The organism is Nostoc sp. UHCC 0302 (genome assembly GCF_038096175.1).
In the GTDB taxonomy this organism is placed as follows: Bacteria; Cyanobacteriota; Cyanobacteriia; order Cyanobacteriales; family Nostocaceae; genus UHCC-0302.
The window spans coordinates 2180555-2196928 of record NZ_CP151099.1; the positions used below are offsets into that span (position 1 = coordinate 2180555).

A 16374-nucleotide genomic window follows, 5' to 3' on the forward strand; every position below is an offset into this window, starting at 1 on the left:
ATGCAGAATAACTCATCACCCAAACCAACAATTGAATATTGGCACGTCTGGACTGACAACGACGGTATAAGTCACCAATCCCGTTGTCAAATTGAAGACTTCATAGAAAAAGGCATAGCCCCGGATACCTCACCGCAGTGGCTTTCTAATTTGAAGCAGTCCGGTGCTACAATCACCTTTACTGTGCTACCCGTAGGATGGGTTGGTAACTGGCATGAGAACCCTAAACCCCAGTGGATCATACCTTTGTCGGGACGCTGGTTTGTGGAGACTATGGACGGTCAGCGAGTCGAGATGGGGGAAGGCGAAATTTCCTTTGGAGAAGATCAGGGTACGAAAACAGACGCGCAAGGTCATAAAGGTCACTTATCTGGAACAGTAGGCGATGCGCCAGCTGTTTTAATAATGGTGCAATTTGAAAAGACTCCGACTGTAAACCAATCTTGTCGATTTAGGTAAGTAATACCAATTTGAAAAAAGAATGTGGCAAATAAACCATGTTGTAGAGACGCGATTCATCGCGTCTTCACCCAAAGATGTGTTGCAATCATTAATTGAATTGGTATTAAGTTAGTAGCGGGTAGGACTAGCGTTACTTCAACTTCAGCCCTCTTTACGGGAGTGAACAACTTTCCTAGTATGTGGATATTTGAGGGATTGACTGTGATGTAGTGTCCAAAATTTATTTTAGTAAATCCATATTATTGGTGGTGGACACCTACGAGAATCTTTGATATTTCATACCAACTTAACCACCGCCGGAAGGTGAAAACTATTAGGCTAACTCGTACAAGTAGCATAATTAACAAAATATTTGTAACTTCCCTAGCAGTTTATTTACTTAATGGTTGTTACCATAATATCTACTTCGGTCTATCTAGCAAATAGATAATCCTCGTAATGGTTTCTGAATCTGATTCACCAGCGCTCATAATTCTATTGTAGAAGTATGAGCGCTTTTGCTTGGTGATGAAGTTAGTTACTAGCGCTGGCTGGATTAATGTGAATTAAGCTTTGTCCAACGATGTAGATGAGCCTGTAATACTCTTTAATATTGCTGAACTCACTTAAAATGGGGCTAATCTACTATGCTTCCAAATCCATTTCAACGTCGTCATCGTCATGATCATAAGGGATATCATCCAAATCTATCATTTCTGAGATTTCTTCTACTTCATTAAGATACTGAGATTCTTGAGGTTCACGCTTGATGAGGCGGCCATTCGATTTGAGCCATTCCAAAAGCACAAACTCATTACTTGAAGGAATTACAGCAGCTCGCTGGTTCCGAGGCTCTTCGCGCAAAGGACTTGTAAGCATAAAAAAACTCGCTTTTAATTAGGGGTTACTGTGCCAAAACGGAAAAATGATTCTTTCATGTTCTGATTAGCGACGGGAATTTCTCTTACGTTGCCTGTGTCTAGCAACTTCTTTGCGCTTGTGCTTTTCTAGTGGCGTTTCAAAATGACGATGCTTCTTCATATCTGGAAAAATTCCGGCTTTGGAAACTTCTCGTTTAAATCGACGTAAGGCAGACTCAATGTGTTCATTGTCGCCCACTATTACTTGAGTCATTATCTTCTCCTACTAAACTGACTTAATCAATGGCTGTTTGAAGAGAACAGTCCAAAAAAAGACAGACACCTTATCTGAGCTAAAGACTCGCTTGTAAAATTTTTGTTTTAAAGTTTAGTAACGGTTACGTCCACCGCCACCTGAATATCCCCCCCGGTTACCACCAAACGAACCTCTGTCTTCCTTGGGTCTAGCTTTATTTACTTTCAAATCACGTCCCATCCACTCAGCACCGTCTAGAGCTTCAATTGCAGCGGTTTCTTCAGCCTCTGTACCCATTTCTACAAAAGCAAAGCCGCGCAACTGTCCGGTTTCCCGATCGGTAGGAAGTTTAACCTGCTTTACCGAACCATATTCTGCAAACACAGCAGTTAGACTATCTTGTGTAACCTCATAAGAGAGGTTGCCTACATACAATGACATAGATGATCTCCGAAATCATAAGTGTGCAGAGATTTAGACTTGGGAGAAATGTCTGTCATCCTAAAAACAAACGCTGCAACCGAATTTAATTCTCATTTACCATCTTAGCGGATCATTTCGTTTTTAGTTTCCGTAACCTCGGATAATAACTTTAAGGTGTGACTAGGTAAACTGGGCTTGATTGAGTCAAAGATGAATGATTCATAACCCAAATAAATATTTCCAAATATTTTATATTGATCAAGTTGGTTAAATTAAAAACTCAAATTTAGTTCTTGCTGGAACTATCAACTTTTTTAAAATACCTCATCCCCGTTGCAGAGTAAGCAGATTTTTCCTCCTTCCGGGCTAACATTGACTTGGCAAATAAATTTACATTCATTTACAAAAATGTACTGAACAACTACTAACCAATGTTCGCTATCCTTATTAATTCGGCTTTTAAGTATTTGCTCTTTTTTTACTCCCCTATTCACTAGGATAGATATTTCGACATTCATAAACTGCTAAAAAATCTGCTTGGTTTTTAGTAATGATAAAATGAAGCAAAAATTTTGCAGCTTCAAGTTTGTATAGCGATAACTAGGCATTATTGTTAGAGCTTCAAGGCTTGTTATTTAAGTAGAAGAACAAAGACCAAAGCCGCTGTTTTCTGAACAACAAATCTGTTTAAGATTGTAGATTTTCATTCTTGAAGAGTATTTCTTTTCAACTCAGCGTTGCTGGGTCGTTTTTCATTGCCTAGCCTCAACTCCAGTATTTATTTATGCCACGCTGCACTAGTACGCACATAAGTAGAATACATAATCAGCCTTTTAACAGAGGCAGGCGATCGCCACCATCCACTACAGAAATCATCAACCCAAATATCACGCCAGACATCAGACGGTTGCCAGCCGGAGTTGCCAATGGAACGTAGGGGGCAATAGCTTTCAGGAACGTAGTCAGATTCTGGTGCTTCTATTTTTCTATATTTCCTTTATCCACTTTTAGCGTCCCTATCAGTTTCTTATTTTTCATTGATAAACTTAGCTTCAAGTTTTGGGAAAAAATCTGGAGATACAAAGTAATTGTATCTGTAAGCCGATTTATTACTCTCTGGAAGCTAGCCAACAGTTCTTAATCGGAAAAAAGTATGAATTTAATCATCAATATTTTGAGAAATATTTCTAAAAAACTAATCCAAGCAGCAAAATCATTATGAAAAAGTTTTAAATAGGTAACATAAATAACTTAAATTTCATAATTTGTATTTAGCAAAGAAAGCAAAAATTATAAAATATCAGTTTAATTATATTTACTTCAGCTAAATTAGTAATGCTTATTCAAAGCATATTAAATAAATTCATAATATCTTAAATAATAAAAATAGCTTTAGTTATAGAAATACAATACTTTTATCAGGGTAAGTTGTATGGTTAGTGAAGTAGAACAATGTAAAACTAGACGAAACCGAGGAGTTATCTTGACTTCTGTGGGGCGAAAACGATTACAATCTGCAATTAAAAGCCTAGAGATAGCCCAAAATAACGGTGTTCCTTTCAGCTTGAGAGAATTAAGCGATCGCATTTATATATCTAGAAAAACTTTCAGCCGATTGTGGTCTTTGAACGCAAGTGTAGATCAGCGAACACTTAAATTATGTTTTAATGCCTTTAACCTGGAATTATCTAGGGAAGATTACAGTATTGGGAGTGAAATAAATCAGGATAAAACTACTCAATCGCTATTACAGATCGATAGCACGAAAAAGATATATCCGTTGCAATCAATAACTCAAGACTCTTTGGCAAAACAACAACGTCAGAAGCTTGAGCTTTGTTATTCATACCCAGATGGCCCGATTTCCCTTGATTCTCCATTTTATATCGAACGTCCGCCACTGGAAAAAGCTGTCTATCAAGAAATAACTCAACCAGGGGGTATAATTCGGATTCGCGCTCACGAACAGATGGGTAAAAGTTCTCTAGTGCTGCGGCTGTTGGCCTTTGCACGCCAGCAAGAATATCACACTGTAAATCTAAATTGCTATCAGATTGATGCAGACTGTCTAACTGATTTAAATAAGCTATTGCGTTGTCTTTGCTGGCGAATTGCAACTCAATTAGGCATCGATCCCAAGCTTAAGGAAAACTGGGATCAGGAAATTGATTCTAAGTTAACTAGTAGCTTCTATTTGCAGAATTACCTACTCAAAAAATACCAAAATCCGGTAGTTTTGGTATTAAATGAAGTTGATTATTTCTTTAAATATCCTCACGTTTGCCAGGAGTTTTTTGCTTTGTTAGGTTCCTGGTGTGAGGAAGCACGACACAATCCCAATTGGCAAAAGCTGAGACTAGTATTGGTTTACTCTACGCAAGAGTATATCTCTTTAGATGTTAACTGCTCCCCGTTGAACATTGGTCTACCTGTATTTCTCAATGAATTTACTCAATCACAAGTAGAAGATTTAGCTAGTCGCTACAACTTAAACTGGTTTACTAGGAAGGAGTCAGCCCAACTTATCTGGTTAGTGGGGGGGCATCCAGCGCTGGTTCAGCTTAGTTTGTATTATCTTTCCTCTCAAGGAATAACTTTACGAGAACTGATACAGGATGCGCTCACTAACGGTGGCATTTACCGCCATCATTTGTGGCAAAAATGGATCAAACTGCAAGAAAATCCTACCCTAGCCCAGATATATGCCGAAATCCTAACGGCACAGCAAAGTATTCCTTTTAATCCTATTAATGCTAATAAACTTGAAAGTTTGGGTTTGACCCGCTTTGAAGGCGATTTGATTAAACCGCGTTGCGAACTCTACCGCACATATTTTACAAAACAATTAGCTACAAAAATTTGGTAAAACGCATCTTAATTCTCAATAAAAACTAATGAATGTCTATGTCAAAATTCATCTCAGGAAACTATAAATTTCCATCTACCACTTGAATTATTGGATGCGTTAATCTAATATTTTGACTCCTGACTCCTGACGCCTTTATTCTGTTTCGATAAATGACGATTAGCTTACTTTGTTACAAGTAAGCAGTTTGTAAAATTGTTCAATGGGGTCTCCTATGTTACCTGTAAAACTGCTAGCACCTGATTAAGCCAAGACCTTAGCAGGAACCGAAAGATGCACTATATGTACTGAACATGGCGCATGGTGAAGGACATAGTTACTCACGCTACCAAGGAATAGTTCACTGAGACCAGAACGACCGCGACGCCCCATAACAATTAAGTCAGCGCCCCAACTCTGAGACATATCACAAATGATCCGACCAGGACTGCCAAGGTTTTGTATAAATTCTGTAGTGATACCTGCGGTGTTGGCTTGAGCGCAGTAATGCTGCAACATCTGGATACCTTCATTTTTTAAAGCATCCCACTGCTTTTGGTATAACTCAAAACTCTGATTGTTTAATCCTGGATAATAGTCAAAATTAGACAACATCGGTACATAAGGGCTGCCCTCTTCTTCTGGAGATAGAACGTGTAGCAGCATAAAATTGGCTTGTGTTAACTTTGCTAAATTAAATGCTTGCTCAAAAACCTGTTGCCCCATCTCTGACCTATCCAGTGCAACTAGAATCTTTTTAAACATATATACCTCCAATTTTTATTGGTAAGCTGTCAGGTATTTAATTTACAAAGAAGTAGAGACGTGACGCCAGTCGCTACAACGGGGAGCCACTGCGTTGGACAGTGAGTGCAGCCACACGTGCGGTGAAGCAGCCCGATCTTGAGGATACCCCAAGTAGAGGGACTGCTGTTAGCGCAGCCTCTCTAAGAGTTGGCTTTACGCTGCGCTAACACAGTCGCCTGCTCCGGGAAACCCTCCCGCAGCGCTGATTCACCGCAACGCGCTGGCTCATTAATTCCGTCTGTAAAGGAGTCAGAAAACCTAAAAGTTAACTTGATTAATTTTAAATTTAAACTGCTTGGGCGTTCTTTCCCCTACATTTATATTTATAGAGCAAAAATTTGAGGAACTTGTGAGGAAAGACAACAATGCTCTAGTGGCACGCCTGATAATGACGTTTATTTCACTCTGTACCTGAATTTAGATGGATGCTTAAAAAGCGATCGCGCTTGTTACAGCAGCAAAGTACAATAAGGCGTTAACAAAAATTAGGGTTTATAACTGCTCAACTGGTAGAAATTTCGTCAAAGTGGAGGTAAGAGTTTTTACTTCACTTTTTGAGAAATCTTAAATGACTCAAATATTTGAAACCCCAACAACCCATATAGACCAGTATGTCTGTGTTGCTAAACTTGCAGATGTACAAGCAGCAGGTAGTTTATTAGTTCGGAGTCAAAAACATACTATTGCTCTGTTTTACTCAGACAATCAAGTTTATGCAATTGATAACCGTTGCCCACACATGGGCTTTCCCCTCCAGGGTAGTACTTGCAAAGATGGTATTGTTACCTGTCCCTGGCACTATGCCCGCTTCGACCTCGCCAGCGGCGGAACATTCGACTCTTGGGCTGATGATGTCCCCTCTTTTCCTGTAGAAATCCGTGATGGCGAAGTTTGGGTAAATCTCGCTCCCCCAGTTGATCCCCATGCTCACCACCATCAACGGCTTCGGGATGGCTTAGAACAAAGTATTTCGTTAGTTATTGCCAAATCAACTATCGCATTACTAGATATGGGGGCAGATGTTACAGAACCATTCCAGATGGGGCTGGAATTTGGCACGCACTATAACAAAACTGGATGGAGTTCAGGCTTAACCATCCACACCAGTATGATGAATTTGCTGCCCTATCTAGATGCTGAAGATCAACCCCGCGCTCTTTTTCAGGGACTTTCAGCAGTAGCTGGTGACAGCGCAGGTGCGCCGCCGCACTTTGTCGTACATCCATTGCCCAATTCCAATGTTGACTTGAATACTCTTAAAAACTGGTTCCGTCAGTTTATAGAGGTGCGAGATAGTGAAGCAGCAGAAAGGTGTTTGGTATCTGCAATTCGAGCAGGAGCTAGTTCTGAGCAAATTGCAGATATACTGTTCACGGCTGCTACAGACCATCGTTACATCGATATCGGTCATACACTCGATTTCATCAACAAGGCGCTGGAAGCACTCGATGTTGTTGGCTGGCAAGGGGCCGAGTTAGTTTTAGCGAGTCTAGTTTCTGGTTTGGCAAATGCTTCCCGCATGGAAGAGTCGAATTCCTGGCGCTACCCTGTGGATTTGGTAGCAATTCTACAGTCTGCCTTTGAGCAATTACCCACGGCTTTGGCAACAGGCCAATCGCGAGAAGGTACTTGGTCAGGTAGAGATGAATTAGTACCAATTTTGTTAGGGGAAGATCCGCAAGCGATCGCTAATTCTCTTCTTAATGCCCTCCAAGCAGGTTGTACTGATGAACAATTAGCTAGTGTAGTTACTTACACAGCTGCACTCCGCGTAGCTCGCTTCCATACCAACAATGACTTTGGCGACTGGAATTCGGCACACCATCCATTCACCTTCGCCAACGCTGTGCATCAAGGAATTCGCAGAGTCCCATCACTAGAACTACTGCGGGGTGTCTTTGATGCTGCTATGAGCGTGTATCTAAATCGTTTTTTGAATGTGCCACCAGCACGACTCCCAGAACCAAAAGAACCTGTGCAAAATCCCGAAGAATTGCTCAAACAACTACCAGATTTGTTAGACCGCCAACAGCAAGTAAATCAAACAGGTAAGTTGGTAGCAGATTATTTGTACAGCGGCGGTTCTGCTAAACGATTAATGGCGATGTTGGGTAAACTGATGCTGCGGGAAAACCGTGATTTTCATGTGATTCAAGAAATAGAAGCAGCTTTTAGGCAATACTCGCTGCTTAGTGAAACTCCTGCGGGTGTCCACGTACTAGTTGCCGCATCTCGGTATCTAGCGGCGCACTCTCCGACAATGCGATCGCAAGCACAAACCTATCAAATTGCCGAGCGGTTGCATAAAGGCGATCGCTTGTTTGAAGAATCATAATTCGTTTAGAAAAAAGGAATTATCTAGTGGTCTAGCAACCTAACTTTGAGAGGAAAAGGAACGAACCGCAAAGTACGCAAAGTACACGAAGGAAGAAGAGAAATTGAAAAGCTAATTCACCTAGCAAAGTTGAGTTGCCAGACCACTATAAGTAAGAGCGCACATTTAGTTGTGCGCTCTTATCTATGTACCTTATTCAGAGCGCAAAAATATGAATAATTGGATCACATTTCGCAAGTCAATTAACTATAGCAATCCTAAATTATTCGCGAAATCTGACTAAATTATTTGCAACTTTGCTTTGTTTCTTTTTACAAATTCCAGTAACTCTTCTTCTTGTGATGATTGTTGAAGACTCACAGGAGAATAATGGTAAATAGCTCTGCAAGCTATAGCTAGTCTAGTCTCAAAATCGAGTACAGATGGAATGTCAAGGAGTACATCATCTACTGGCGCAATATCTCCTCGCTGACAGTAAACAGCATAACTCACTCGTGGAAACTTAGCACGTTTACTACTGCGACTCCCCCAGTGAAAAATATATTGATTCCAAGATAAAAGCGCACCAGGTGGAGTAGGTAAAGCCCGAATATCCTCTAAAGCAAATTGAGTTCCTCCTGTATTTAAATCGTGAATAGCATTAGTATATTCAGGATCACGATTAGCAGGTACTAAATACATACATGAATTCAAGGGGGTAGCCTCTGTGATGCTTATCCAGAGAGTAAGGACGTTAGGCATACCATCTGAACCTATAGTATTTGAATACTCTGTATCGCGATGAGGTTCAAATCCTTTACCAGTATCGAGGGTTTCTATGTAGTAGATCCAAAAATTGGGGATTAATTTATAACCCGATCCTAAAATCCTTGTCAAAACTGAATCAAAATAAGCAAACCCTTCATAGAAAATATCATAAACTAAAGCAAAAATTGGGGGAAACCCTGCTTTTTTGACCTTTTCTATACATTGGATCATTTGTTGGGTTGTAGTAGGAGGTATCACTGGAGGGGTTTGAAAATAGCCTTCTTCCTTGAGTTGAAGTGCGTATTCATCTAAGTAGATTGGCTCTATTGCAGAATGCACTGATTCCCATTGCAAGGCTTTGTCAGAAATTGTCAAGTCTGGATTGAGCTTACGCCAAAAGTCAATATTTTCTGCTTGTGGAATCAAGCTTTTATCTAAGTTAAGAGACTTTTTTGGAATAGTATCAATATCCCTTCTTTGAACAATAGTTGTATCTGTCATGTTGAATAACTCCTACTTAATTTCTTACCTACGATGAATAATGCTTGACAAAACCAAACATCTTGAAAGAAAGCGATATGTACATTTTATTTAGCTAATGCAACTATCACCTTTGGAGGAAATTTGTATTGGCAGATAAACTTTACTACTCAGCTAAATGTTGGTTCTCCTTTTCTTTTATTTAGTTGCTTGTTTTGGTTTTCAAAATTACCATCGCAAAGGCCATCAGATAAGCTTTAGCCTAAATGCTTTTGCTAATCACAGAAACAGTCTTTAGGTATAAAAGAGATCATTCTATAGCGTGTTTTAAAACTATAGTTAAAAGGTAGCAGAGGCTACAATCAGCATGGCTCGAACCAGTTAAAGATTGTAACCAAAGTAGCGCACGTGAATGTAAGGCTATCGTTGAGTTATGAAATCAGTAGTAAGGGTGTGGCGGCAAGAGCGTAATCGCACTCCTCCAGTGGGAGTATTTACTTTATACCAATTCAATGAATGGTTGCAACACATCGTTGGATGAAGACGCGATGAATCGCGTCTCTACAGATGATCTATTTGTCGTATTCTTTTTTCAAATTGGTATTACTATGCCCAACCAAATCAAACCCAAGGTATTGCGATCGCTCAAGGGCAATACTAAAGGCGATCGCTTTTTACAACCAACCCTTAGATCATTTTCTAGACGTTTGCATTCGATGATGTGTCGGCAATCAATAAAGCATATTGCACCCCAGATAAGTCAATCAATTCGATGGATAGTAGTATGATTTTTACTTCTCTAGACTTGGTATAAAATTCAAATTCTAGATTGTAAACTGACTCAATATTAGGTAAAAGTTGAATAGTTTGGGCGAGGGCTTGTTTATCCTTACTCAAATTCAGTTCAGCAGCGGTATGTCCAATAACTTCTTCTAGAGAATAGCCACTCATTCTGAGAAAACTGGGGTTGACATCAATGAAGCGTGTTTCAGAAACAGTAGTGATCGCAATTGGATTAGGACTAGAACGAAAGACTTTAGCAAACTTCTCTTCTGCTTTGGCGCGATCATAAATTTCTTGCTGTAGTCGCTCATTTTGTGCTTGCAGTTGTGTTTGCAGTTTCCGAATCGTCAAGTGATTTTCAATCCGTGCTAAAACCTCTTCTAGTTGAAAAGGCTTAGTAATATAGTCAACCCCGCCAACTGCAAACGCTTTCACTTTATCCAACACATCACCCAAAGCGCTGATAAAAATCACTGGGATTTCGCGGGTGCGATCGTTTACCTTCAGGTGTTGGCAGACTTGATAGCCATTCATCTCTGGCATATTTATATCTAACAAAATCAGGTCGGGGGGAGCTGCATCTGCTCCTCGCAACCCCGTAGAGCCTTTAGTCACACTCCGAACTTTATACCCCTGTTGCGTCAGCATCGCAGATAGGAGGTTCAGGTTTTCTGGTGTATCGTCAATCACTAGTATGTCTGCTTTGGGTGTGTTGAGTGACTGGTTAGGCATTACGATATTGGCTTGAGCCAGGATTAAGCTATTAATTATCGCTAGATATTTTAACTTTAGTTCGATAAGTTATAAAAAAATAAATACCAATTACCCAGTTTTCTACGCTAGTTCTCCCCGATTATTCCCTAAGTTACAAAATATCGAACTAAGGTTGCTTTATAAGGGGGGTAATTCGACTTGTGTGTACACCGTAGCCGATGCCTTGGGGAAGGGAGCAAAAGCGGAGCTTTGGCAGGGTGGGGTAATGCGGATATTATGGTTACTTCAGTGGACATGAGCTTCACGTATTGCAAATGTTTTGGAAAATGGGATTACAGATAGAATTAAGATGATTTCTCTATAAGATATTCTTAATTTCGGCTAAAAATCACAATGCTTACTAGAGACTCGCAATCAAATTGAGAATTTCATCGAAACAGAATGATCTGACTAAATTTGCTAGTTCTTCAGCTAAGGTAGAATTAGCTTGAGGAATTCGCTCAATTAATTGAAGAATTCGTTCAGCATCGACTTCAACGGCAGCCTGATTAAGTTCTGCTATCCATTCCGCAGGCATTTTCATTAAGCAAGAATAAACATCCAAAGTGGAGGATTGTATATTCTCTAGCTTTTTATCTGTTTCATTTTCATTGTTTTCTTCTGCATAGATATAACGCACCTGCAAATATTCAGCTATTTTTTCAAAAATCAATTGCTCCCGGAATGGCTTGCGAACCAAGTCGTCGCAACCTGCGGCCAAGATACTTGCCTGTTGTTCTTCAAAAGCACTAGCAGTCAGGGCAATAATAACAGTTCGGTGATTTGGAATTGAGAGATTTTTCTCTCTAGCTCTAATCTCTTTAGTTGCGTCGTAACCGTTAATTACAGGCATTCGCATATCCATCCAAATCAAGTGGGGTTGCCAAGTTTGCCACATAGCGATCGCTTCTTGCCCATTACTTGCAGTTTCTACCTCAAAACCAACGCCACTAAGAAGTTGCACAATTAAATCACGGTTTTCTTTGCGATCGTCCACAGTCAGAATCCGGTAAAGCGGTTGATCTGCTGCCAGCTTGATCACACGTCCCTTACTCAACTTTGGTACGACTTTCAAAGCTGGGGCTAAATTCACTTGGATTTCAAAGCTAAAAGTAGAGCCTTGCCCAAGGCTACTAGTAAAGTGAATATCGCCCCCCAGCAACCGCACAAATTGGCGGCTAATAGTTAATCCTAGCCCAGTACCCTCCTTGGTTTGAATACCACTTGTTGTTTGAACAAAAGGCTGAAACAGGTTATCCATTTCTTCTGGTGCTATTCCCCGTCCAGTATCTTCGACTTCAAATATTAGGGATTGGGCATCGGGGATTGGGCGTTGATTACTCCCCTTATCTCCTTGTCCCCCTGCTCCCTGCCCCCTGCTCCCCTGCTCCCCTGCTCCCCTGCCACTTGAGTGTCCCCAATCCCCAGCCCCCAGTCTCGCCCGCAAAGTTACTCCCCCAGTCTGGGTGAACTTAACGGCGTTACCCAAAAGGTTAATGAGAACCTGACGGAGTTTGCCCTCGTCTGTCTGGATGTACTGGGGAAGATTAGGAGCAATTTCAAACTTAAGGAACAACTGCTTCGCCCGCACCCGTACCTGGAACATTTCTTGTAATGTTTGCAACAGTAAATACAGGTTGAAGTCTTCGGGGTTAAAAACGATGTGTCCAGCCTCGATTTTAGACATTTCCAGCACATCGTTAATTAGGTTAAGTAAGTGTTCTCCACTACGGTTAATGGTAGCTAAAGATTCACGTTGGTTTGGTTTGAGACTAGTGTCTCGCTCCATCAGCTGCGAAAAGCCAAGAATCGCATTCAGAGGTGTGCGGAGTTCGTGACTCATATTAGCCAAGAAAGCACTTTTGGCTCTGTTGGCAGTTTCGGCGGCTTCTTTGGCAACTCTCAGGGCTTCTTCTGCCTGATGTCTAGCCCGACCGATCGCAATAATTTCACCTACCAACTTCAGTAAATTAATATCTTCCTGGCTCCAGGTTTTACAGAAGTGAGTCACCGCTGCACCAACAAACCCAACCACTTTGCCAGAGTGAAGCATGGGTACAGCAACTATAGACTGAAACGACATACGCTCAAACAGCTTTCTCTCTGCCATATCAGGCGGCAGATTTGTCACACAAGGAATTTGTCGATGTTTACCACGGAGAATCGGAGTGTAAAAATAGGAGAAACTCTCAACAGGTGAGTCTTTGGCTATATCAATTAGTGGGTTAATACCTTTATCACACCATTCATGAATGAGGTCAAATCGGCTTTGATCATCTGAGCATTCAAAGATGCAACTGTGTTCGGCATCAATAAATTGAGCGATCGCTTTCAGCGTATAATTCATTGCTGTGTTTAAATCTTGGTCAACAAATTGCCGAGAAATGCAACTGATTACACTTTCTGCTTGAGCGCGACGCCCAACAGCCTCCTCAGCTTGCTTCCGTTCTAATTCCGCACCAGCACGGGCAGCAAAGATTTTTACAATCAGTTCCCGTCCTGGGTCATTTTTCATTGGTTTGACATCTATCACCGCTAGATGTCCCACAATCTCGCCAGATGAATTAGTTAGGGGAACGCCTAAAAAACTCTCAGCATCCATTGTTATTAAGCCTGGATTTTGAGGGAAAGCCGCTTTTAGCCCTTGAGGATAGTGGCAGATGTTGCCTTGTAAAGTATGTTCGCAAGGAGTACCCCGCAACTCGTACTCCAGATTATCTCCAATTGTCTCGCCACACCAAAACGCTAGGGTACGGACTTTGGTTTTTTCTTGATCAACACATTCTGTTACTAGGGCGTAGTTTACTTGCAATACTTCAGCAAGGTAACGAACGCAAGAATTGAAAAACTCATTACCTGTTTTAGCGGCCGTACCTTCGACAATCAAGTGTAATGCTTGTTCTTGCTGTTTGCGATCGCTAATATCTGTAAACACAGAATCCAAACAGGATTCTTCTGCGTTGAAGCGAATGGACAAAAGTACCCAAACAACAGAGCCGTCCAAGTGACGCAGTGCTACTTCAAAATTGCGAACCTCGCCGTATGCTTCTAACTCTGCTAACATCCGCGTGCGATCGTCTGGATTTACATAGAATTCAGTTGTAAAATACTTGCCAATGAGGTCACAAGCAGAGGCAAAACCGAAGATACTAGCACCGCGTTGATTTGCATCCACAATCAATCCATCTGTTTGGCGGGTGCGGAAAATACCCACTTGGGAATTTTCAAAGATATTACGGTATTTCATTTCACTACGACGCAAGGCTTCTTCTGCTTGCTTGCGTTCTGTAATGTCGCGTCCCACGCCAGCAATTGCAATTCCGCCATTGGGAGTGTTGATTGTTGAAGTATTAAAGTTGAACCATCGCCAGCTACCGTCTTTGTGTCGTAATCGCACCTCAATACCAGTTAGCTTTTCTCCAGTTGCAGTTCTTTGTAATGCACAAAGGCTAATTGCTGAATCTTCAGGCTCGACGAACTCAACCATAGAATGACCTTCTATTTCCGCCAAGCTGTATCCCAGAATTGGGGTGATATTAGGCGAATGGTAAGTAAAGATTCCGTCTGTGTTCAGGACAAATATCAGGTCATTGGCATTTTCGATGATAGTACGGAATTTTAACTCACTCTCCTGGAGAGCTTCTTCAGCGTGTTTACGTTTTGTGGCATCGGTTCCCACCGAAAGAATTTCAATTAAGTTTCCTTGTTCATCTAAGATGGGTTTATTTGCCCAGACTACCCACACGCGATCGCCATTTTTGCACAAGTTTTCATTTTCGTTGAATAAATAGTTTTCTGGGTTCTGGCAAATATCAACCATTAACATCTGTAAGTCGCGTCCAGAAGTTTCAGTTTCTGGAACAATTGTACCGACAACATTACGTCCGACAATTTCATCTACATCAAAGCCAAAACACTTTTGACCGTAGTCATTTAAAAATATGATATTACCGTTGCTGTCCCAACGCAGAATAATGCAGTTAGCTGTTCGTACCAAATTGCGGTACTGTGTTTCGCTTTGTCGTAAAGCTTCCTCAGTGCGTTTGCGGTCGCTAATATCCCGCACGATTGCCAAGATGTGAGGCTTACCGTTATAAGTGCAAATTGTTCCTTTGACTTCGACATCTATTAAGGTTCCATCTTTGCAGACATCAACGGCTTGCCCATAAAATTGCTCACCAGACCTGGTTGTTTGAATAAACTCATCAAAAACCCGATGTGAGTCTGGGTGAATATAGACAGATGGATGCAAGGTGATAAATTCCTGGTAAGAGTAACCATGCATCTGGCAAGCAGCGGGATTAACTTCGGCTACTTTTTCAGTCTCTACTTCAGTAATAAACAATCCATCATTAATAGCTTCAAAAATACTGCGGTATTGCAACTCACTTTGTCGCAGTGCTTCTTCTGCCCTATGCCGTTGGGTGACATCGCGAAAACTCCACACTCTACCAATAATCTGTTCGCCGATGCACTGAGGACAGGAGTAGCGCTCAAATACTCTGCCATCTCGCAATTCTAGCAAGTCATAACTAACTCGCTCTGGCTGTCTGTATAATTCTCGGACTCGTTGCAAAAAATCATCTGGGTCTTTTAACTGGTTTGCCAGATACGCCAGTCGCTTAGGATGGTCAGGTTCTGTCAAAACTTCTGGTGGAATTGACCACATTTCTAAGAACTTTTGGTTGTAACTAGTGATTTCTCCTAAGCCATTGACTGCTAAGATACCATCTTGAATCGATTCAAAAATAGCGCTTAACAAAGACAGAGAGTTTTTTAAAGCTACTTGAGTTTGTTTGCGTTGCGTAGTTTGCCGATAGGCATCGCTAATATCCCGCCCTAAAACCACCAGCGCCTTACGTCTCCCATCCTGGTGAAATAAGGGAGCTTTAATCATATCTAAACTGCTCACTGTCCCATCAGGACGAGGCACAACTTCTTCTACCCGATGAACAGTTCCCTGTTGCCAAGCTTGTTCATCTGTTTTATCGCAATTGAGCAAAGCATCCCGATAAAAATTGCTAAATTCTGCCAGTTCTGAGTCGGTTTTGCCTTGATAATTAACACCTTGTAGCTCTAAAAAGTCCAGGTTAGCTTGGTTTGACAACAACCATTTTCCCTCGCCATCCTTTAAACAGATAATATCGGGTGTAGCGTTGATTAGTGTGTGCAATCGCTCTTCAATTTCTTGTAAGGATTCTTGAGTTTGCTGAGTTAGCGTGATATCCCGAATTACCAGTACAGCACATTTATCATCAGTCACTCCGGTAAATCTGCCGGATATTTGTAGTATTAGGGTACGCTCACCCTGTTGCAACTGATAATTTGTTGTTTCGTATCCCCCATTGTGTATCTGTACATCAGGATAGGCTTGCAAAGCAATTGGTTGTCCAGCCTGGGTTAGGGGTAGCAAATCAGCTAACTTCAAGCCGCAAACAGTGCCGTGGGGTTGATTTACCAGAGACTCAAAATGAGAATTGCACCATTGAATGCATCGGTCTTCTCCTACCCAGACTACACCATCAGCGATCGCATCTAATGTAACTTCCATCTTCGCTACGGTAGCTTGCAATTCCTTCACCTGCTCTAGCTGTTCAACGCTCATCACCAACTCCTTGATGCCTCCTGGATAGATAGAACAACT

At 41.3% G+C, this 16374-nt stretch carries 10 protein-coding genes; 3 read left to right on the forward strand and 7 right to left on the reverse strand.

The window, feature by feature from the left end:
* Entirely contained in the window at window positions 1-459 is a 459-nt protein-coding gene (locus WKK05_RS09155) for a cupin domain-containing protein (protein WP_341529424.1), read from the forward strand.
* Between the two features lie 627 nt (window positions 460-1086).
* Here the strand turns inward: WKK05_RS09155 and WKK05_RS09160 are convergent.
* The 3 genes from WKK05_RS09160 to WKK05_RS09170 all read right to left on the reverse strand — a co-directional run bounded on the left by WKK05_RS09160 (window position 1087) and on the right by WKK05_RS09170 (window position 1998).
* Window positions 1087-1320, reverse strand: a complete 234-nt coding sequence (locus WKK05_RS09160) for a DUF3134 domain-containing protein (protein WP_341529425.1) — start codon at window positions 1318-1320, stop codon at window positions 1087-1089.
* Window positions 1321-1386: 66 nt separating this feature from the next.
* Window positions 1387-1575 (reverse strand): 30S ribosomal protein S21, encoded by a 189-nt coding sequence (gene rpsU, locus WKK05_RS09165; protein ID WP_341529426.1) that lies wholly within the window; start codon window positions 1573-1575, stop codon window positions 1387-1389.
* 114 nt (window positions 1576-1689) lie between these two features.
* Window positions 1690-1998 carry an RNA-binding protein gene (locus WKK05_RS09170; RefSeq protein ID WP_341529427.1) on the reverse strand — a complete coding sequence of 103 codons (309 nt, stop codon included), beginning with the start codon at window positions 1996-1998 and terminating at the stop codon, window positions 1690-1692.
* Between the two features lie 1414 nt (window positions 1999-3412).
* Here WKK05_RS09170 and WKK05_RS09175 point away from each other — a divergent pair.
* Window positions 3413-4846 carry an AAA-like domain-containing protein gene (locus tag WKK05_RS09175; protein WP_341529428.1) on the forward strand — a complete coding sequence of 478 codons (1434 nt, stop codon included), beginning with the start codon at window positions 3413-3415 and terminating at the stop codon, window positions 4844-4846.
* Window positions 4847-5089: 243 nt separating this feature from the next.
* Here the strand turns inward: WKK05_RS09175 and WKK05_RS09180 are convergent, their stop codons facing one another.
* A complete protein-coding gene (locus WKK05_RS09180) occupies window positions 5090-5590 on the reverse strand; it encodes a universal stress protein (RefSeq protein WP_341529429.1) in 501 nt (166 codons plus the stop codon).
* 610 nt (window positions 5591-6200) lie between these two features.
* On the opposite strand from WKK05_RS09180, the gene WKK05_RS09185 reads away from it, so the two are divergent.
* A complete protein-coding gene (locus WKK05_RS09185) occupies window positions 6201-7967 on the forward strand; it encodes a Rieske (2Fe-2S) protein (RefSeq protein WP_341529430.1) in 1767 nt (588 codons plus the stop codon).
* Window positions 7968-8246: 279 nt separating this feature from the next.
* Here the strand turns inward: WKK05_RS09185 and WKK05_RS09190 are convergent, their stop codons facing one another.
* The 3 genes from WKK05_RS09190 to WKK05_RS09200 form a co-directional block, all read right to left on the reverse strand.
* Window positions 8247-9215, reverse strand: coding sequence for a phytanoyl-CoA dioxygenase family protein (locus tag WKK05_RS09190; protein WP_341529431.1), 969 nt, complete (start codon window positions 9213-9215; stop codon window positions 8247-8249).
* A gap of 678 nt (window positions 9216-9893) precedes the next feature.
* Window positions 9894-10709, reverse strand: a complete 816-nt coding sequence (locus WKK05_RS09195) for a response regulator (protein WP_341529432.1) — start codon at window positions 10707-10709, stop codon at window positions 9894-9896.
* Window positions 10710-11091: 382 nt separating this feature from the next.
* Complete coding sequence (locus WKK05_RS09200) at window positions 11092-16335, reverse strand: PAS domain S-box protein (RefSeq protein ID WP_341529433.1); 5244 nt, start codon at window positions 16333-16335, stop codon at window positions 11092-11094.
* Window positions 16336-16374: the final 39 nt, after the last annotated feature.